Genomic DNA, 18,692 nt, shown 5'->3' with positions numbered 1-18,692 from the left:
GGTAAGTAACCGACGCGTATTCCCGGGTCTCGAATATCTCGAGGCCTGGGTAATTTTCAGGATATGAAAGCGGGATTGAACCGAGCCGGGATGCCCTTGGTTACCCAAAACCCGAAGAGGGCCTTTTGGGGCGTCAGGGCGTGGTAGGGGGCCGGCGCAGCCCGGAGAAGGCGGGCGCCGGCCGCGCTCACTGGGGATCGCCCGCCCCGTGGTCCAGCCACTTCAACAGCGTGGCGTACAGCGCCTGGGGCTCCACGGGCTTGGAGACGAAGTCGTCCATGCCCGCGGCCAGGCAGGCGGCACGGTCCTCGTCGAAGGCGTTGGCGGTCATGGCCAGGATGGGCAACGTGCGCAGTGCCGGCAGCGCGCGCAGCGTCCGCGTGGCCTGCAGGCCGTCCAGGCCGGGCATGTGCATGTCCATCAGCACCAGGGCATGGTCCCGGCACCGCGCCATCTCAACGGCCGCGTGCCCGTCCTCGGCGAAGTCCACTTCCAGTCCCACCGCGCGCAGCAGCGCCAGCGCCACCTCGCGGTTGATGACGTTGTCCTCCGCCACCAGCAGCCGGGCCCCGGCGTGGCGGCGGCGCAGCTCGGCGTCGGCCCGCTCGGACAGCACGGCCGGCGGCGGTGGGCGCTGGCCGCGCCGCAGCCGGGCCGTGAACCAGAACAGGCTGCCGCCGCTCAGGACTTCAGCCCCCGCGCTGCCGCCCATCAGCTCCGCCAGGCGCCGCGTGATCGCCAGTCCCAGCCCCGTGCCGCCGTGCTCGCGCGTGGTGGAGCTGTCGGCCTGCTCGAAGGCCTCGAACAGCCGCGCCACCTGCTGCGGGTCGATGCCTGCGCCGCTGTCCTGCACCTCGAAGCGCAGCAGCAGCTCGTCACCGTGCTCGTGCAGCAGCCGCGCGCGCAGCACGACGCGGCCGGCGGCGGTGAACTTCACCGCGTTGCCCGCGTAGTTCAGCAGCGCCTGGCGCACGCGCGTCTCGTCGCCGCGCAGCGCCGCCGGCGCCGCACCAGCCTCGGTCTCCACGCGCAGCCCCTTGGCCGTGGCGGCGTCGTTGACGATGGAGCGCACCTGATCCAGCAGCGCGGGCAGCTCGAAGTCGCGTTCCTCCAGCTGCAGCTTGCCGGCCTCGATGCGGGAGAGGTCAAGGATGTCGTTGATCACGCCCAGCAGGTGCCGTGCTGCGCCCTCGACGTGGCCCAGCCGCTCGGCTTGCTGCGGCGTGGGCTGGTCGCAAGCGAGCAGGTGCGTCAAGCCCAGGATGGCGTTCATGGGCGTGCGGATCTCGTGGCTCATGTTGGCCAGGAAGGCGCTCTTGGCCCGGCTGGCGGCGTCGGCCGCGTCGCGCGCGGCGGACAGCTCGGCGGTGCGCTCGCGCACGCGCTGCTCCAGCGTGGCGTTGAGGGCGTGCAGCGCCTGCTCGGCTTGCTTGCGCTCGGTGATGTCCATGTTCACGCCGATGAGGCGCAGCGGCTGGCCGTCGGGCGAGAAGCTCATGCGGGCGTGGTCCACGAGCCAGTGCCAGCGCCCGTCGATGCCCCGGCACCGGTACTCGGCGACGTAGGCCGGGTGCGCGGGCGTGAGCGCCTGGATGCGCGCCAGCAGCGCGGCGCGGTCCTCCGGGTGCAGCAGCGCGAAGAACTCGCCGGCCGTCCCCTGCGGGCCGAGGCCGAGCAGCGGGTACAGGCTGCCGCTGCGCCGTACCTGGCCGGCGGCCGGCGCGTACTCGAAGGCGTCCATGCACGCCGCTTCCAGCGCCACGCGCAGCCGGGCCTCGCTGTCCAGCCGCTGCTCCACGGCCTCGCGCAGCGCCAGCGCCGCGCCGGTGGCGCGGGCCAGCGCTTCCAGCACGGCCAGCTCCTCGGAGCCGGCGGGGTGCACCGTCGCCCAGTAGGCGCCCAGCGCGGCGACGGGCTCGTCCTGTCCGACCGGCACCATCGCCAGCCCTCGCACGAAGGTGGGTGCGTACAGCGCGTGCGGGACGTGCTGGTCCGCGTACACGTCGGGGATGACCACGGTCCGCCGGTGCAACATGGACCAGCCCGAGACGCAGGCCTCGATCGGAAAGCGCTTGCCGGTCCACAGCGTTCCGGCCGGCGAGTCCTCGCCCACGTACCAGCACTGCGGCCCGTCGCGCAGCACCAGCGCGACGCCGTCGGCGCCCGAGAGGCTGCGGGCGGAGTCCAGCAGCACCTGCAGCAGCTGCTCGCGCGTGGCGGCGCCCGCCAGCCGCTCCAGCGCCTGCGCCAGCCGCTGGAAGCGCTCCGGGCTGCGGTCCAGCGCGGCCTCGGCCTGGCGCCGCCGCTGCACCTGCTCCGTGACGTCGGTGTCAGGCGGCTCCGCCGCGCTGCCGTCGGGCTCCCGCGGCGCCTGGGCCATCGCCGCGCGCGCGTCCCGCCCGGGAGATTCGGCCACCGTCACCAGCACGCCGCCGACCGCGGCGCCGTGCGGGTCGCCCAGGGGGATGGGGCTGCAGGTGAAGGACAGGAGCCGTTGCGCCGCCTCGCCGTCTTGCTGCGGCACCGGCCGCTGGTGCTCCAGACGGAGGGCCTCGCCCCGGCGCAGCACGGCCTCGCAGTCCGGCACCTGCCCGTGCCAGGCAGGCGGCGGGCCGTCGCGCACGGGCTGCCCTTGCCCGCCGGCGTGGGCGGCGCCCAGCAGCTCGCGGTAGCGGTCGTTGTGGATGCGCACCAGCGACGGGCCCCACAGCACGGCCATGCCCAGCGGTGCGGCCAGGGCCACGCTGACGAGGGACTGCAGCGCGGCGGGCCAGTGCTCGACCGGGCCCAGCGGGGTGCGGCTCCAGTCGATGGCGCGGCACTCGGCGCGCGCCAGGCCGGCGCCGGCAAACAGCGTGGCGGCGTCAGGCATGGCGGCGTCCGGGACGGCCTGAACGGGCGGTGCGGGCCCACCGGTGCGTGGACCCGGCCGGCCGGGGCCGGGAGCGGCTGCTGAGATGAAGAGAACTGCGCAACATCCGGGCAGGGGGTGCCGGCGCCAAGGTGGCGCCGGCAGGACCATCAGCCCCCCGACTCTAGCGGGGCTGCCCCGGCTGCGCCTGCCGCGCCGCGGCGGGTGGTCCGGCGGGCACTGCGGATTTACCCGGAGCACCCGGGCCGGTATCGGGTTGGGGCCGGGCCCGGCTGGGGCCACCCGTACGGTGCGAGGGCGGCGTCCCGCCTTAGGCCGCCCGCTGTGCCTGCGTGCCGTGCAGCGGCTGCACCGGCGCCAGCGCCGCCTCGGCCAGCGAGGAGGAGGTCGTCACCAGCGGCTCGGACATGTGCCAGGCCTCGGCGATGGCCTCCATCACGGCCGGCGTCGCGGTGTGGTGGACCATGTGCCCTTCGCCGGGCACCAGGCGCAGCCGGCTCTGCGGCAGCCGGTTGTGCAGGCGCTGCGACTGCCAGCGCGTGATCACCAGCAGGTCCGCCTCGCCGGCGACGATGACGGTGGGCACCGCCAGCTCGCTCTCGCGGCGGCGCTGCTTGATGCCCTCCCAGATCATCATTCCCGACTCCGCCGCGCTGGCCCGCAGCGTGTGCGGGCGCAGCGACATCCAGGTCGGATAGTCGCGCTTGAAGGCCTCGGTGACCGGCTTGGGCGCGAAGATGCGCCGCGTCATCAGCGGCCACAGCGCCCGGCTCAGCAGCGGCGAGATGGTGTGGCGCATCAGCGTGCCCAGCACCGGCAGCGCGGGCACGCCCATCAGCGGCGAGTCCAGCCGCAGGCTGGGCGTGAAGTAGCCCGACACCAGCACCAGCGCGCGCAGTGCCTGGGGCTCGGCCAGGCCCATGGCGAAGGCCACCATCGAGCCCCAGGAGTGGCCCAGCACGATCGGCCGCTCCACTTGCAGCTCGCGCAGCGCATGCAGGAACAGCCGCGCCTGCGCCTCCGGCGTGTAGCTGTGCCCCTGCGTGGGGCGCTCGCTGTGGCCGTAACCCGGGCGGTCGAAGGCGTAGACCCGGAAGTGCCGCGCCGCCAGCTCCACCAGGCCGCTGATCTCCATCTCGGTGGCCGAGGCGCCGTTGCCGTGCAGCAGCACCAGCGGCGGGTTCTCGGCGGCGCCGTGCACCGTGTAGTGCAGCCGCACGCCGTCCACGCTGACAAACTGGCCCTGCGGCGGGTTCTCGCGCTCGGCCTTGCGCGCCATGGCGCGCGTCACCAGGGCGGAGACGCCGAGCACGGCGGCGGCGGCCACCAGGCCGGGCAGAAATCTGGATCGGGTGGGGTCGGTCTGGCCGATGCTCATCGCGGTTCTCCTCGGAAGGCTTGCATGGCCCCCGGTGCGGCAACCGACGTTCCCGTTTTGCTGCGACGCACAAAGAAATCGCGCCGCGATGGCGCCGCGGCGGCGCCGGTCGTGCTCAGCGCTTGAGCCCGCAGGTGTTGATGCCCAGCATCGTGTAGAGCGGGCACCAGCCGATGGCTGCCGTCGCCAGCGGCACCACGCCGATCCAGCCCCAGCTGCCGATCACGCCCGTGGCGGTCAGCCCCAGCAGGGCCACGCCGGCCACCGCGCGCAGCGCGCGGTCCACGCCACCTTCATTCGTCCTCATTGCCTTTACTCCTGCGACCCGGCCCCGTGCCGGACGGTCGCCACTGTCGCGCCGCAGGAGGGTCGCGGTCTGTGACCGCGGTCACCGAGGCTCAGTCCGCCGGTCCCTGGGCGGTGCGGCGCAGTCCGGCGGCGTCCAGCACCTCGATGCGCTCGCGCCCCAGGGCCAGCCAGCCGGCGCGCTCGAAGCGGCGCAGCAGCCGCGTGACGATCTCGCGCACGGTGCCGAGCTCGTCGGCGAGCTGCTGGTGCGTGGTGCACAGCACCGCGCCGCGGCCCAGCAGCGCCGCGGCCAGGCGCTGGTCCAGGCGCTGGAAGGCCACCGCCTCGGCCAGGCTGATGACGTCGGCCAGCCGCCCGGCGAACAGCCCGAACACGTGGCGGCGGAAAGGTGCGTGCGCGGTCCAGGCCTCGAACACTGGCGGCGACAGCAGCACCAGCTCCGTGGGCGTGGCCGTCATGCCGTGCGCGGGCATGGGCGCCTGCCCGAACAGCGAGGCCGCCGACACCACGCAGATCTCGCCCGGCACCACGCGGTAGAGCTCGATCGAGCGCCCGCCCGGGGTGCCGCGCGCCACGCGCACCGCGCCCTGCAGCACCAGCGGAAAGCCGCCGCAGGGCGAGGACTCCTCGAACAGCACCACGCCGGCGGGCACCGTCACCGGCGCCGGCAGCGCATACGGCGCTTCGCCGGCAACGGCCTGCGGCGGCACGGGCAGCTCCGGGTAGAGCGTGGCGATGCGTTGCAGCAGCGGCAGCGCGGCGGAGGCGGCGTCGGCGGGGAGGGCGTCCATGCGGGCACTGTAACCAGCGGTCCGCGCCGGCCCGGCCATGCCACAGTGGTTCGCACCGATGGCGGCGTACCGGGGTTGCTTAGTACCCTTGGCATATGTCAAGCCCCCAGCCAGGTATCCGTCGTAGCCTGCTGGACGCCATGGACCGTGTTTCGCGACGCCCGACCACGCGTGCCCTGCCGGGTGCTCGCCGGAGGCTTTGGCAGGCCGCCGCGTGCGTGGTCCCGGCCTCGGTCCGCGGCCGGGCCGGGGCGGAAGGCGGGTGCCGATGACGCCGCGCGGCCTGCTGGCCTGGCTCTGCCTGCTGTGCGGCGGCGTGCTGCCGCTGCAGGCCTGGGCGCTGGAGCAGGTCACGCTGCAGCTCAAGTGGCGGCACCAGTTCCAGTTCGCCGGCTACTACGCGGCGCTGGAGCAGGGCTACTACCGACGCGCCGGGCTGGAGGTGCGCATCGTCGAGGCCGAGCCCGACCAGGACACGGTGGCGGAGGTGCTGCAGGGCCGGGCGCAGTACGGCGTGGGCCATTCCAACCTGCTGCGGCTGCGCCGCCAGGGCCAGCCGGTGGTGGTGCTGGCGGTGATCCTGCAGCACTCGCCCTACGTGTACATCGCGCGCGGCGAGATCGACCACGTGCACGGGCTGGTGGGCAAGCGGGTGATGCAGGAGCAGCAGGGCGACGAGCTCTTCGCCTACCTGCACAAGGAGAACGTGCACCCGCGGCAGCTGCAGCTGCTGCCGCACAACTTCAGCGCGGCGGACCTGGTGGCCGGGCGGGTGGACGCCATCTCCGCCTACTCCAGCGACGAGCTGTTCGAGGTACGCGCCTCGGGCGCACCGCACACCGTGCTCACGCCGCGCTCGGCCGGCATCGACTTCTACGGTGACAACCTCTTCACGACCGAGGAGGAGATCCGCCGCCACCCGCAGCGCGTGAAGGCCTTCCGCGAGGCCAGCCTGCAGGGCTGGCAGTACGCCATGGCGCATCCGCAGGAGATGGCGGACGCCATCCAAGAGCGCTGGGGCCGGCGCCACAGCCGCGAGCACCTGCTGTTCGAGGCCGCGGAGATGCAGCGCCTGATGCAGCCGGAGTTGGTGGAGATCGGCCACATGAACGCCGGGCGCTGGCGCCACATCGCCGAGACCTACCAGGAGCTGGGCATGCTCGACGACACCCGGCTCGACGGCTTCCTCTACGACCCCGACGAACCGCCGGACCGCGCGCAGCTGGTGGCGGTGCTGGCGCTGTTCGTGGCGGCCACGGTGGTGCTTGGGCTGACCGCCGGGCACCTGCGCCGGCTCAACCTGCGCCTGAGCCAGCGCGGGCAGGCGCTGCGCGAGGCGCATGCGGCACTGCAGGTGCGGGTAAGCGAGATCGAGGCGCTGCAGTCGCGGCTGCAGGAGCAGGCGCTGCGCGACCCGCTCACGGGCCTGTTCAACCGCCGCTACATGGACGAGACGCTGGAGCACGAGCTGGCGCGGGCGCGGCGTGGGGGCTATCCGCTGGCGCTGGTGATGCTGGACGTGGACCACTTCAAGCGCATCAACGACACCTACGGCCATGCCGGCGGCGACGAGCTGCTGCGGCACCTGGGGCAGCTGCTGCGCCACCTCTGCCGCGAGGGCGACGTTGCGTGCCGCTACGGCGGCGAGGAGTTCCTGCTGCTGCTGCCCGGGCTGCACGAGCCCGCGCTGCGCGCGCGCGCCGAGTTCTGGCGCTGCAGCGTGGAGGCGATGGTGGTGACGACGCACGCCGGCGCGGCCTTCAGCGTGACGGTCTCGCTGGGCGTGGCGGTGTTCCCCGAGGACGCGCAGGACGTGCGCTCGCTTCAGCGCTGCGCCGACCGCGCGCTCTACCGCGCCAAGGAGAAGGGGCGCAACCGGGTGGAGTTCGCGCTGCCGGCCGGGGAGGACGAGAACCGCCCGGCGGCGCTGGCCTGAGCCGCGGCGCGTTCAGCCCGCCGCCTTGTCCTCCAGCAGCCGCACCAGCGCGTGCAGCACGCGGTTGGCCGGCGTGGCGATGCCGAGCGCCTGGCCGCGGCGCAGCACGTAGCCGTTGAGGTGGTCGATCTCGCTGCGCTTGCCGCGCGCGAGGTCCTGCGCGGTGGAGGAGGTTTGCGCCGGCATGGTCTCGGCGATGCGGCGCACCGCGGCCGGCACGTCGCCGACCACCTGCACCCCGTCGGCCTGCGCCACGGCCAGGCACTCGGCCACCACGTCGCCCATCACGTCCGTCACGTCCGGGCCCTGCACCAGCCGGCCGTAAGGCAGCTGCGTGATGGCCGACAAGGCGTTGTAGGCGCAGTTCAGGATCAGCTTGGCCCACAGCGCGCCGCGCACGTTGCCGGAGATCTCAGTGGGCGCGCCCGCCGCCGTGAGCAGCCGGGCCACGGCCTCGGCGCCGGCGCAGGGCTCCATCACCAGCTCGCCGCGCCCGTGGTGGCGCACGTGGCCGGGGCCCGCCATCTCAGTGGCGACGTACACCACCGTGGCGGCCACCGCATGGCCTGGCAGCGCCGCGCGCAGCCGCTCGGCGTTGTCCACGCCGTTCTGCATCGACAGCAGCAGTGCGCCCGGCGCCAGGTGCGGGCGCAGCTGCGCGGCGGCGCTTTCGGTGTCGGTGGACTTGACGCAGAACAGCACCAGCGACGCGCCGCTCGCCGCCGCGGCCTCGGTGCTGGCCGCCACGCGCACCCGCTCGTCCAGCGCCTGCTTCTGCAGCCGCAGGCCCTCGCGCTGCACGGCCTGCACGTGTGCCGGGCGGCCGATCAGCACCACCTCGTGCCCGGCGCGTGCCAGCAGCGCGCCGTAGTAGCAGCCCACGGCGCCCGCGCCCATGACGGCGACCTTCCAGGAACCCTCGGCGCCCGGACGGGCCTCCTGGCTCGGCAAGCTCGCAGCGGAAGACGGTGGCGTGGACGGCATGGCAACTTCGTCGATGAATTGAGGACCAGGGCGCGGATGGTACCGGGTAACGAATGGCATCCTGTCCGGATTTGGCTGCGCTTTCGCATCCTGAAAATCAAGGCGGAGGTCTGGATATTCAGGGGCGATCTTGACTAAATAGCCGATTTACTTGGGGAATCATGATTCACACGTGGCCACAATCCACGTCGGATCATGGGGTATCGGCCAGTTTGGATGCTGCGCAAGGTGCCGGTACGGCGCAGCCTGAAACCGGGCTGCTGATCGTCCATCGCCATTTACCTGTGCAGTTCATGACTTATGTCAAGCCTCACGATTCGCCGGCATCCGCATTTCCCCGCCGCGCGGTCTCGATATTGTTTCTGTTTGCGCTGACCGCCTGTGGCGGCGGCGGTGGAGGCGGCGGATCTTCGGGTTCCACCGCCGCACGGCCGCCGGCGCCTGCACCTGCACCGGCCGAATCCCCCGCGCCGGCCCCGGCGCCTGCGCCAAGCACGGACACCGGCAACAGCGGCGGCACGGTGCCGGCACCCAGCGATCCGGACACCAGCGAGGACGACACCAGCGCGCCGGTGGACTTCGGCGCCGGGCCCGTGACCTCGGCCGGCATCCTCACCGACGTGCTCAAGGAGCTGGCCGCCGGCGGCGAGCTGATGACGATCTACAAGCCGCAGGGCGTCACGCCGCAGGCCTACACGGCCGGCGTGTTCGGCCCGACCTTCTCCTGGCCGGTGATGCCGATCCACATGGTGCTGCTGCCCGACGGCCGGGTGCTGGCCTACGGCAGCGACGACAAGGGCGTGCAGGGTGCGCAGTTCCACTACGCCGTGTGGGACCCGAACTGGAACCCCACGCTGCCGGGGGCGGACACCTCGCCCTTCCAGCTGCTGTCCAACACCACCGGCACGGACCTCTTCTGCAGCGCCCAGCTCGTGCTGCCGTCCTCGGGCCAAGTGCTGCTGGCCGGCGGCGACCGCACCGTCAATGGCAAGCGGAATTACGCCACCGCCGACGTGAATATCTTCAACCCGGCCGACAATTCCTTGCGCCGCGATTCCTCGTCCATGGCCTACAGGCGCTGGTACGGTACTGCGGTGACCACGGACAAGGGCGAGGTGGTGGTGCTGGGCGGGCGCGACGACCTGTATTTCGCCGGCACGAAAAATGCGCCCGCCACTACCGTCAGTTATTCCACGACACCTGAAATCTACGTGCCTGGCACGGGCTGGCGCGTGCTCTCCACCGCGCAGAGCGGCGAAGCCTTTGGCGTGATCAACGGCAACAACTGGTGGTATCCCAAATCCTGGCTGGCGCCGGACGGGCGAATTCTGACCATCACGCACGACGGCTTTTTCCACACGCTGGATACCGCCGGTACCGGCACGCTGACGCAGCTCGAAGGCAAGCTGCCGGGCGCCAACTGGAACCTGCCGGCGGTGATGTACGCGCCGGGCAAGATCCTGTCGCTGCGCAACGACAAGATCGCGTCGCTGGTGGACATCAACGGCGCGCAGCCTGTGATCGGGCGCACCGCGTCACTGAGCGCGTGGCGCAAGTGGGGTTTCGGCACGGTGCTGGCGGACGGCACGGTGTGGGTCAACGGCGGCTCGGTCAACGCCAACCTGGACGCCGACGCGGTGTACAGCTCCGAGCTGTGGGACCCGGCCACCGGGCAGTGGAGCCTGACCGCCTCGGCCCAGAAACCGCGCCTGTACCACAACAGCTCGCTGCTGCTGCCCAGCGGCGCGGTGCTCACCGGCGGCGGCGGCTCGCCGGGGCCGGTGCGCCACCTCAACGGCGAGGTGTATTTCCCACCCTACCTGTTCAATCCAGACGGCAGCGCCGCGGCGCGGCCGGTGATCACCGGGCTGTCGTCGCAGGTGGTGAACTGGTCGGGCAGCCTGCAGGTGTCGCTGGGCAGCGCCACGGCCATCGAGCGGGTGATGCTGGTGCGCACGGGCTCGTCCACGCACTCCTTCGCCAGCGAGCAGCGGGCCAAGGAGCTGGCCTTCACGCAGAACGGCCAGACGCTGACGGTGAGCGCCCCGGCCAGCGCCACCGAGATGCCGCCGGGCTACTACATGCTGTTCGTGTTCCAGCGCAACGCGCAGGCCCCGGCAGACGCCAAGCGGCTGGTGCCCTCGCAGGCGAGGATCGTCAGGCTGGGCTGAGCGCAGCACTGCCCCGGCGGCCCGGCCCGTGACTTTCGGCCGGCGCCGCCGGTACGTCCGGTTGCAGCGCCTACGTTCAGCCAATCCTCGCGGCGCGGCGGCCTTGCGCTAATGCCTTCTCGCGGGCCCGTGGGGGCCCGGCTTCGAGGAGGCTTTCATGCAGCGTCTTCTTCATGGCGTGGTGGCGGCCACGCTGGCGGCTGGAACCTGTGTCGGCGCGCTGGCGGCGGAGCTGCGCTACCGGTTGCAGGACCTCAACGTCCTGACCGGGCTGGAGCACATCTCGGTGCAGGCGCTCAACAACCGGGGCGACTTCACGCTGGTGGACTCGGACAGCGACCGCAGCTACCTGTGGCGCGGCGGCCGGCTGCACGACCTGGGCGCCTGGGGCGGCGGCACGCTGGATCTCAACGAGCGCGGCGACGTGGTGGGCACGCGGCTGATGGACAACGGCCAGCGCCTGCCTTTTCTTTGGCGCGGCGGCCGCTTCACCAACCTGGCCGAGCCGCTGGGCGCCAGCGTCGGCACGGCTTACGCCGTGAATGAAAAGGGCCAGGTGGTGGGCGAGGCGGACGGCCGGGCGTTCCTGTACGACGGTAGGCAGGCGCGCTACCTCGACATCCCGGACGCGATCAACAGCACGGCGGTGGACATCAACGACCGCGGCCTGATCGTGGGCCGGGCCGAGTACGCCAACGACGACATCGACGAGCGGGCCTTCGTGGTGCGCAACGGCGTGCACGCGAAGATGGGCGAGCCCATCGACCTGGAATGGGGCGGCCAGTACGAGGCCATGGCCGTGAACAACAAGGGCAGCACCATCGTGCGCTACTGGGACTACAACTGGGGCGAGCTGGGGTCGAGCCTGTACGTGGGCGGGCGCTACACGGACCTGGGCTACGACAGCTTCGCCGTGGACATCAACGAGCGCGACTGGGCCGCGGGCTACGGCGTCGCGGAAGTGGACTATCACGAGTACGTGTTCTACGCCCTGGTGGTCCACGACGGGCGGCAGGACTACCTCGGCAACCTGCTCACGCCCGGGGCGCAGGCGCGCTGGGACCTGATGGAAGGCCTCACGGGCATCAACGACCGCGGCCAGCTGCTGGGCCACGGTGACTTGGCCGACGGCCGCAGCCATGCCTTCATCGCCACGCCGGTGCCCGAGGCGCCGGCCGTGGCGATGATGCTGGCGGGGGTAGGGATGCTGGGGGCGGTGATGAGGGGACGGCGCCAGCGACGGGGCCACGGCCACGGGTTGCCCGCTTGACGCTGCTCAAGGTGGCGGGGGCCTGCGTCCAGGCACCATGCCGGCGCGCCGCGCCGGTGCGCGGGTTGCGCGGCGGCGAAGCACGCGAAAGGAATTCCCATGCCCCCAAGCCTCCGGACGTGGGCCGGGCGGGCGGCCCGGCTGGCCGTCTGCATGCCGCTCCTGGCGGCCGTCCTGGCCGCGCCCCGCGCCCATGCCCAGCCGACGCCTGAGACCGAGACCGAGACCGACGCCCCGCTGCGCGTGATGAACTGGGACCTGGGCGAAGGGACCGACTACCAGCCGCTGTACTTCGCCATCGACGCCCCGGGCTTCGCCGCCGGCGCCGGCCAGGTGCTGCGCGAGGTGCGCGCCACGCGGCCCCACGAGCGCATGCGCGCGGTGGCCTGGCAGATCGCCCGCGCCGCGCCGGCGCTGGTGAGCCTGCAGGACGTGGCGCGCTGGTCCACCGGCCCGCTGGCGCGGCGCAGCCTGCGCTGCGGCCCGATGAAGGTCGAGATCGACATGCTCGCCGCGCTGCAACGCGCGCTGCGCAGCCTGGGCACGTCCTACCGCGTGGCGGCGCAGGTGGCGCAATTCGGCATGCCGCCGCTGCCGGCGGACCTGGGCACGGCCGGGTGGCGCTGCGCGCAGGTGCTCAACCGCAACGTGATCCTGGCCCGCACGGACCTGCCGCCGGGCCGTTTCAGCTGGTCCCATCCGCAATCGGGCCGGCTCGATGCGCCGGGTGACACGCCGCGCGCCGGGGCGGCCGGGGTGGCGCAGCTGGGGGTCTATCCGGGCGGGCGGGCCTGGGTGGCGGTGGATGCGCAGGTGCAGGGCCGCTGGCTGCGCTTCATGGGCGCGCAGACGGCGCACCTGGACCCCTTCATGCCGCAGGAACGTCGCCAGGACGGCGAGCTGCTGCGCGCCCTGGCCGACGCCAGCCCGCTGCCGGTGGTGCTGGCGCTGGCCGCGCACGCGCACGCCGTGCCGGCGCCGCCGGACGACCGCTACGTGGATTTCCTGGCGGCGGGCTACCGTGACGCCTGGGCGCAGGCGGTGCCGGGCCAGCCCGGCGCCACCTGCTGCCAGGCGCCGTCGATGGACAACGAGGAGACGCAGCTCTCGCGCCGCACGGACCTGGTGTGGCTGCGCGGCGCGGTGCAGGCCCGCGCCGCGGCCGTGGTGGGCGGCCGGCTGGGCGACCGCACGTCCGGCGGGCTGTGGCCCTCGGACCACGCGGGCGTGGTCGTGGACTTGGTGCTGGAGGCGGCGCCTTGAGCGCCGTCCCGCCTCGGCCTGGCCTCAGCCCCGCGCCTTCTGGCTCAGCCAGTACGAGGTGTTGACCACGATGTTCTCGTAGAGCTGCACCGCGCTGGAGGTCTGGTCGCTGACCAGGGTCTGGGCCTGCTTGACCAGGTCCATCTCCTGGCCCACGTACTTGGAGACGGTGTTGACCTTGCGCACCTGGCCCATCTCTTGGCCCAGCGCGGTCCACTGCTCCAGCCATTGCGCCTGCAACGACCACCATTGCTGCAACGCGGCGCCGGCCAGGGCCCAGGCTTCCTGCAGTGCATTCGGGTCGGCGGCCAGCGCGGGCAGCGCAGCCGCGGCCTGCGTGGCCTGGGTCGTGGCGCTGCTGGCGGTGTGGGTCAGCAGCGCCTGCAGCGACTGCAGCCGTGCCAGCGGCACCAGCGGCAGCGGCACCTGCCTGGGGTTGTCGGCATCGGGCAGCGCGGCCTTGGCCAGCTGCACTTGCGCCTTGAGCCAGTCGTCGGGGCGCGAGCCCGTGGCTTTCATCATCAGGGATTGGGAAATCGGCATCGCTGGATCTCGCTAGGGGGTTCCGGGAAGCGCCGGCCTCAGGCCGTCACGGCCGTGGTCTTGGAGCGGCCCGCCTTTGCGGCCGGGGCCTTGCCGCCCAGGCGCACCAGCATCGCGTGGATGGCGCGGATCTGGATGGCGTTCTGCGAGTAGTAGTCCGGCGCCTGCGCGTCGGGGCAGCTGTAGCCGAACCAGTCCCAGCAGCCGTCGGGGTTCTGGACCTGGGCGTCGTCCATGCCCTGGGCCTGCGGGTACAGCACCACGATGTTGTTGCTGTCGGCGATCTCGTTGTAGCCGGTGGTCGTGTAGTAGCGGTTGCCGTAGGGCGGCTCGGTGGCGGTATCGGCCTTGCCCGAAGTGCGCGTGACGTAGCTGTAGCCCTGGGTGCAGCCGTGCAGCGCGACGTGGATGCGGCAGGGTGCGCCGTCCTCGACCGCCTTGGGCACGTAGGCGTAGCCGTAGGGCGCCATGCTGGCGCGCGCCTCGCCGCCGAAGAACTCGCGCTGGTCGAAGCGCAGGATGCGCCCGCTCAGCCGCTCCGACGGCGGCTTCAGTGGGCCGTAGATGTGGCGCAGGATGTCCCAGCTCTGCATCCGTCCCCAGTTGCTGATGTAGGGCGGGGCGTTGACGCCCAGCGGGTTGTCCTCGTCGTTGCTGGTCAGCAGCGCATGGCCCGCGGGCACGTCGTCCACGTACTGGATGTCCTTGGGCGCCACGCCCAGCAGCTCGTAGAACTGGCGCGTGGTGCGCACCACCGAGGAGTCCACGACCTTGTCCTCGCTGCCGGTGAAGATGTAGAGCTTCTGCCCGGCCAGGTGCTTGAGCGGGTCGATCAGGCCCTGCGCCTCGGTCTCCCGGGCCAGCTTCACCAGGCGCTCGGGATTGGGGCCGACCTCGGGGATCAGCGGGTTCATGCAGATGAACAGCGCGTTCTGCACGTAGGCGTCCTCGGCGATCAGCGAGGAGCCGCGGAAGGTCTCGACACAGCGGTACGGCCCGCCGGCCACCACGCCCGCGCCCACGAACATCGACGAGTGCGCCACGTGCAGCTGCACCGTCATGAAGGCGCCGGACGACAGCCCGGACACCGAGCTCTGGCTCAGGTCGGCGTTGAAGCTGGGCAGCGGAGCGGCCGGCGGCGCGGCCAGGGGATCGAGCATGGTTGCCTCCAGGGGAATCAGCGGCCAGGGGGACGGCCGGTTTTGAAGCGCAGGAGCACGCCTAGCCTCAACGGCAGAGCGCTGCTTGCGTTACAACGACTTACCTGATTGCTGCATTGCAGCATGGACCGCTTGCCAGCGTCAAGACGCCGTGGTGGCCGTGACGGGCGGACTATGGAAGATCCCGCGCCGACGCGGGCTTGGCACGGCACGTTACAAACGCGGCATGGTCGGCAAGAGACACCTGCGCACTGGAGAACCCTTCGCCGCGGCGGCGGACGTCCCGCCGCCGCCTTGCCCGCTGTGCGGGCGGCCTATCGTGCCCGGGCCCTCGGCCGACGAGCACCACTTGGTGCCACGCAGCCACGGCGGCAAGGACACGCAGCTGGTGCACCGCATCTGCCACCGCAAGATCCACGCGACCTTCAGCGAGAAGGAGCTGGCGCGGCGCTTCCACACCTGGGCGGCGCTGCGCGCGCATCCGGAAATCGCCGATTTCGTGGGCTGGGTGGCGAACAAGCCGCCCGAGTACTGGGACCGCACCATCAAGCCGCGGCGGCGTCGCTGAGCCGGGCATGTTCGTGAGGAAGCTCGTGACCACGCTGCTGCTGCTGGCCATCGTCGCGCTGCTGTTCCTGGCGGCCGTCTGGCGCTGGCAGGACCGGCTGCTGTACTTCCCGGACCGCGCACCGGTGGAGCAGCTGGCGGGCGGCAGGCTGCGGGCCTGGCCCTCGGCACAGGACTTCCGGGGCCTCGTGGCGGAGCCGTCCGGCACGGCCCGGGGCACGGTGGTGGTGTTCCACGGCAACGCCGGGCATGCCGGCCACCGGGCGTTCTACGCGCAGGCGTTGGCGCCGCAGGGCTGGCGCGTGCTGCTGGCCGAGCATCCGGGCTACGGGCCGCGTGGTGGCGCGCTGGGCGAAGCCAGCCTGGTGGACGATGCCCGCAAGACGCTGGCGCTGGCGCTGGCATACCAGGCTTGGCCGGGACCGCTGCTGGTGGTGGGCGAATCGATGGGCGCAGCCGTGGCCGCCGGCGCGGCGGCGGGGCAGCGCGAGCGCGTCAGCGGCTTGCTGCTCATCACGCCTTGGGACCGGCTGGCGCACGTGGGCGCGATCCACTATCCGTGGCTGCCGGTGCGCTGGCTGCTGCGCGACGACTACGACAGCATGGCCTACCTCGCCGGCTTCGACCGCCCGGTGGTCGTGGTCGTGGCCGAGCATGACGGCATCGTGCCGGCGCGCCTGGGCCAGGCGCTGTACGACGCGCTGGACGGGCGCAAGCGGCTGCTGGTGCTCGAAGGGGCCGGCCACAACGACTGGCCGGAACGGGTGGATGCGGCCTGGTGGCGCGGGGCGATCGCGGCGGCACTGGGCGAGGCGCCCTGAGGTGCCGCCGGACGCCTCAGCAGCAGCGCATCCCGCCTCCGCCGCCGTAGCGCCGGTCGATGGCGCGCTTGCTGAACTCCTCGCGCGAGAGCACCGGCGCGCCGGGGTGGCGCGCGGCGGCGTGCGCCAGGTAGCGCTCGTAGTCCGGGATGCCGAAGATCTGACGGCAGCCGCCGCAGACGCTGCGCCAGCGCGCGGCCCAGCCGCTGCCGCCGGCCTGTGCCGTGTCCTCGGGCACCGGCGGCGCGTCCTTCTCCATGTCGGGCCGCGTGCTCATACCGGCGCCTGGCGCGTGGCCGCCGGCGGGATCTCGTGCGCGGTGGGCCGGGCCTGCTTGAGCGCCTTGGCGCAGATGCGCAGCGCGAAGAAGCACATCGCCACCACCAGCAGCACGAAGAAGCCGCACACGGCCGCGTCGAGGTAGTTGTTGAAGGCCACGCGCTGCATCTCCGCGATGGTCTTGGCCGGCGCCAGCACCGTGCCCTGCGCCGCCGCGGCGCTGAACTTGTCGGCCAGGGCCAGGAAGCCGATGCTCGGCGAGGGGTGGAAGATCTTCTGCACCCCGGCCGTGAGCGTGGTGACGAGCAGCCATGCCGTGGGCACCAGCGTGATCCACACGTAACGCTCGCGCTTCATCTTCACCAGCACGCAGGTGCACAGCAGCAGCGCGATGCCGGCGAGCATCTGGTTGCCCACGCCGAAGAGCTGCCACAGCGTGTTGATGCCGCCCAGCGGATCGACCACGCCCTGGTACAGGAAGTAGCCCCACAGCGCCACGCAGGCGGCGGTGGCCACGAGGTTGGCCGGCAGGTTCTCGGTGTTGCCGAAGGGCTTGTACACGTGGCCCAGCATGTCCTGGATCATGAAGCGGCCCACCCGCGTGCCGGCGTCCACCGCGGTGAGGATGAACAGCGCCTCGAACAGGATGGCGAAGTGGTACCAGAAGGCCTCCATCGCCTTGCCGCCGAAGGCCTGGCCCAGGATCTGCGCCATGCCCACCGCCAGCGTGGGCGCACCGCCGGCGCGCGAGAGGATGGTGCTCTCGCCGATGTCCTTGGCCGTCTGCGTCAGCACGTCGGGCGTGATGACGAAGCCCCATTCGGAGATCACGCGCGCGGCGTTCTCGGCCGTGGTGCCGATGACGGCCGCCGGCGCGTTCATCGCGAAGTAGATGCCCGGGTCCAGCACGCAGGCGGCGGTGAGCGCCATCAGCGCCACGAAGCTCTCGGTGAGCATGCCGCCGAAGCCGATGAGCCGCATGTGCGACTCCTTCTCGATCATCTTGGGCGTGGTGCCCGAGGAGATGAGCGAGTGGAAGCCGGAGACGGCGCCGCAGGCGATGGTGATGAACAGGAAGGGGAAGAGCTTGCCGCTGAACACCGGCCCGCTGCCGTCGATGAAGCGCGTGGTACTGGGCATGGACAGCAGCGGCGCCACGAAGTAGATGCCCAGTGCCAGCGCGACGATGGTGCCGATCTTGAGGAAGGTGCTGAGGTAGTCGCGCGGTGCCAGCATCAGCCACACCGGCAGGCTCGCGGCGACGGCGCCGTAGATGATCAGCGCCCAGGCCAGCTGCGTGCCGGTGAGCGTGAACAGCGGCGCCAAGGTCGAGCTCTCGGCGACGAGGCGGCCGGCGAAGATGGACGCCAGCAGCAGCACCACGCCGAAGGCCGAGGCCTCGCCCACGCGCCCGGGGCGAATGATGCGCATGTACAGCCCCATGAGCAGCGCGATGGGGATGGTGGCGGCGATGGTGAACAGGCCCCAGGGACTGCCCGTGAGCGCCTTGACCACCACCAGCGCCAGCACCGCCAGGATGATGATCATGATCGCCAGCACGCCGACGGAGGCCAGGGTGCCGGCCACGGGGCCGAGCTCCATCTTGATCATCTCGCCCAGCGACTTGCCGTCGCGGCGCACCGAGGCGAAGAGCACGATGAAGTCCTGCACCGCGCCGGCGACCACCACGCCGGAGAGCAGCCACAGCGTGCCGGGCAGGTAGCCCATCTGCGCCGCCAGCACCGGCCCCACCAGCGGCCCGGCGCCGGCGATGGCGGCGAAGTGGTGGCCGTAGAGCACCCACTTGTTGGTGGGTACGTAGTCCATCCCGTCGTTGTGGCGCATGGCCGGCGTGGGGCGCGCGTCGTCCAGGCGCAGCGCCTTGTCAGCGATGAACTTCGAATAGAAGCGGTAGGCGATGAAGTAGACGCACAGCCCTGCCGTGACCAGCCACACCGCGTTGACCGACTCGCCGCGGTGCAGCGCCAGCGCGGCGAAGGAAAAGGCGCCCAGCAGCGCCACGGCGGGCCACAGGAGCAGGGACACGAGCTTGTTCATGAGTCTCCTCCGGCGGCTGCGTGGAGCCCGTCGAGAGCCGGGGCCGCAGCCTGGACACGCAAGGCATCAGCTCCCGGTGGACCGGAAGCGCCTGTCGCTCCCGGGGCAAGCGGTGTGCACAACGCGGGGGCAGAGTGGGCGGCGCGATGGCTCGACCCGATGCGGTCGTGCACAAAAATGGTCTTGGCGCCAACTACTTGCCAATCCACGGACATGAATGCAACGAAAATCGACAAGTTTGTCTGCCTGTTCAACATCCGGAGCGGCCGTTGAGACGGGTCGCTGTTCCG

At 71.9% G+C, this 18,692-nt stretch carries 15 protein-coding genes; 6 read left to right on the top strand and 9 right to left on the bottom strand.

Annotation, left to right across the window (positions count from 1 at the left end):
• Nucleotides 1-187: 187 nt before the first annotated feature.
• The 4 genes from H537_RS49960 to H537_RS0133090 form a co-directional block, all read right to left on the bottom strand.
• On the bottom strand, nucleotides 188-2,872 hold the full coding sequence (locus tag H537_RS49960; protein ID WP_051244025.1) for a response regulator: 2,685 nt from the start codon (nucleotides 2,870-2,872) through the stop codon (nucleotides 188-190).
• Between the two features lie 310 nt (nucleotides 2,873-3,182).
• Nucleotides 3,183-4,250: an alpha/beta fold hydrolase gene (locus H537_RS46920; RefSeq protein ID WP_084151132.1), complete on the bottom strand. Its 1,068-nt coding sequence runs from the start codon at nucleotides 4,248-4,250 to the stop codon at nucleotides 3,183-3,185.
• 115 nt (nucleotides 4,251-4,365) lie between these two features.
• The gene (locus H537_RS0133095; RefSeq protein ID WP_029001314.1) at nucleotides 4,366-4,557 is read right to left on the bottom strand and encodes a YgaP family membrane protein; all 192 of its coding nucleotides are present in this window, start codon (nucleotides 4,555-4,557) and stop codon (nucleotides 4,366-4,368) included.
• Between the two features lie 91 nt (nucleotides 4,558-4,648).
• Complete coding sequence (locus tag H537_RS0133090; protein WP_029001313.1) at nucleotides 4,649-5,350, bottom strand: Crp/Fnr family transcriptional regulator; 702 nt, start codon at nucleotides 5,348-5,350, stop codon at nucleotides 4,649-4,651.
• Nucleotides 5,351-5,618: 268 nt separating this feature from the next.
• Between H537_RS0133090 and H537_RS46915 the strand changes: the two genes are divergently transcribed.
• On the top strand, nucleotides 5,619-7,286 hold the full coding sequence (locus H537_RS46915; protein ID WP_051244021.1) for a GGDEF domain-containing protein: 1,668 nt from the start codon (nucleotides 5,619-5,621) through the stop codon (nucleotides 7,284-7,286).
• Between the two features lie 12 nt (nucleotides 7,287-7,298).
• Here H537_RS46915 and H537_RS0133080 read toward each other — a convergent pair whose 3' ends face one another.
• Nucleotides 7,299-8,183, bottom strand: a complete 885-nt coding sequence (locus tag H537_RS0133080; RefSeq protein ID WP_029001312.1) for a ketopantoate reductase family protein — start codon at nucleotides 8,181-8,183, stop codon at nucleotides 7,299-7,301.
• 608 nt (nucleotides 8,184-8,791) lie between these two features.
• Here H537_RS0133080 and H537_RS0133075 point away from each other — a divergent pair.
• The 3 genes from H537_RS0133075 to H537_RS0133065 all read left to right on the top strand — a co-directional run bounded on the left by H537_RS0133075 (nucleotide 8,792) and on the right by H537_RS0133065 (nucleotide 12,974).
• Nucleotides 8,792-10,441, top strand: coding sequence for a galactose oxidase early set domain-containing protein (locus H537_RS0133075; RefSeq protein ID WP_029001311.1), 1,650 nt, complete (start codon nucleotides 8,792-8,794; stop codon nucleotides 10,439-10,441).
• Between the two features lie 157 nt (nucleotides 10,442-10,598).
• The gene (locus H537_RS55185) at nucleotides 10,599-11,711 is read left to right on the top strand and encodes a hypothetical protein (protein WP_211235124.1); all 1,113 of its coding nucleotides are present in this window, start codon (nucleotides 10,599-10,601) and stop codon (nucleotides 11,709-11,711) included.
• A 99-nt stretch (nucleotides 11,712-11,810) separates the two neighbouring features.
• Complete coding sequence (locus H537_RS0133065; RefSeq protein WP_156902091.1) at nucleotides 11,811-12,974, top strand: hypothetical protein; 1,164 nt, start codon at nucleotides 11,811-11,813, stop codon at nucleotides 12,972-12,974.
• A gap of 24 nt (nucleotides 12,975-12,998) precedes the next feature.
• Here H537_RS0133065 and H537_RS0133060 read toward each other — a convergent pair whose 3' ends face one another.
• Nucleotides 12,999-13,517, bottom strand: a complete 519-nt coding sequence (locus H537_RS0133060) for a hypothetical protein (protein WP_156902090.1) — start codon at nucleotides 13,515-13,517, stop codon at nucleotides 12,999-13,001.
• Between the two features lie 38 nt (nucleotides 13,518-13,555).
• Nucleotides 13,556-14,677 carry an extracellular catalytic domain type 2 short-chain-length polyhydroxyalkanoate depolymerase gene (locus H537_RS46910; RefSeq protein WP_064736089.1) on the bottom strand — a complete coding sequence of 374 codons (1,122 nt, stop codon included), beginning with the start codon at nucleotides 14,675-14,677 and terminating at the stop codon, nucleotides 13,556-13,558.
• A gap of 226 nt (nucleotides 14,678-14,903) precedes the next feature.
• On the opposite strand from H537_RS46910, the gene H537_RS0133050 reads away from it, so the two are divergent.
• Both H537_RS0133050 and H537_RS0133045 read left to right on the top strand, forming a co-directional pair.
• Nucleotides 14,904-15,245: an HNH endonuclease signature motif containing protein gene (locus H537_RS0133050; RefSeq protein ID WP_043461116.1), complete on the top strand. Its 342-nt coding sequence runs from the start codon at nucleotides 14,904-14,906 to the stop codon at nucleotides 15,243-15,245.
• Between the two features lie 7 nt (nucleotides 15,246-15,252).
• Entirely contained in the window at nucleotides 15,253-16,065 is an 813-nt protein-coding gene (locus H537_RS0133045; protein ID WP_043461115.1) for an alpha/beta hydrolase, read from the top strand.
• Between the two features lie 16 nt (nucleotides 16,066-16,081).
• Here H537_RS0133045 and H537_RS0133040 read toward each other — a convergent pair whose 3' ends face one another.
• Both H537_RS0133040 and H537_RS0133035 read right to left on the bottom strand, forming a co-directional pair.
• Nucleotides 16,082-16,342 (bottom strand): YbdD/YjiX family protein, encoded by a 261-nt coding sequence (locus H537_RS0133040; RefSeq protein ID WP_029001305.1) that lies wholly within the window; start codon nucleotides 16,340-16,342, stop codon nucleotides 16,082-16,084.
• Complete coding sequence (locus H537_RS0133035) at nucleotides 16,339-18,402, bottom strand: carbon starvation CstA family protein (RefSeq protein WP_029001304.1); 2,064 nt, start codon at nucleotides 18,400-18,402, stop codon at nucleotides 16,339-16,341. The genes H537_RS0133040 and H537_RS0133035 overlap by 4 nt, the downstream gene beginning before the upstream one ends.
• Nucleotides 18,403-18,692 lie beyond the last annotated feature (290 nt).

This window comes from Azohydromonas australica DSM 1124 (assembly GCF_000430725.1).
In the GTDB taxonomy this organism is placed as follows: Bacteria; Pseudomonadota; Gammaproteobacteria; order Burkholderiales; family Burkholderiaceae_C; genus Azohydromonas; species Azohydromonas australica.
This window is presented reverse-complemented; position numbering and strand designations above follow the sequence as displayed.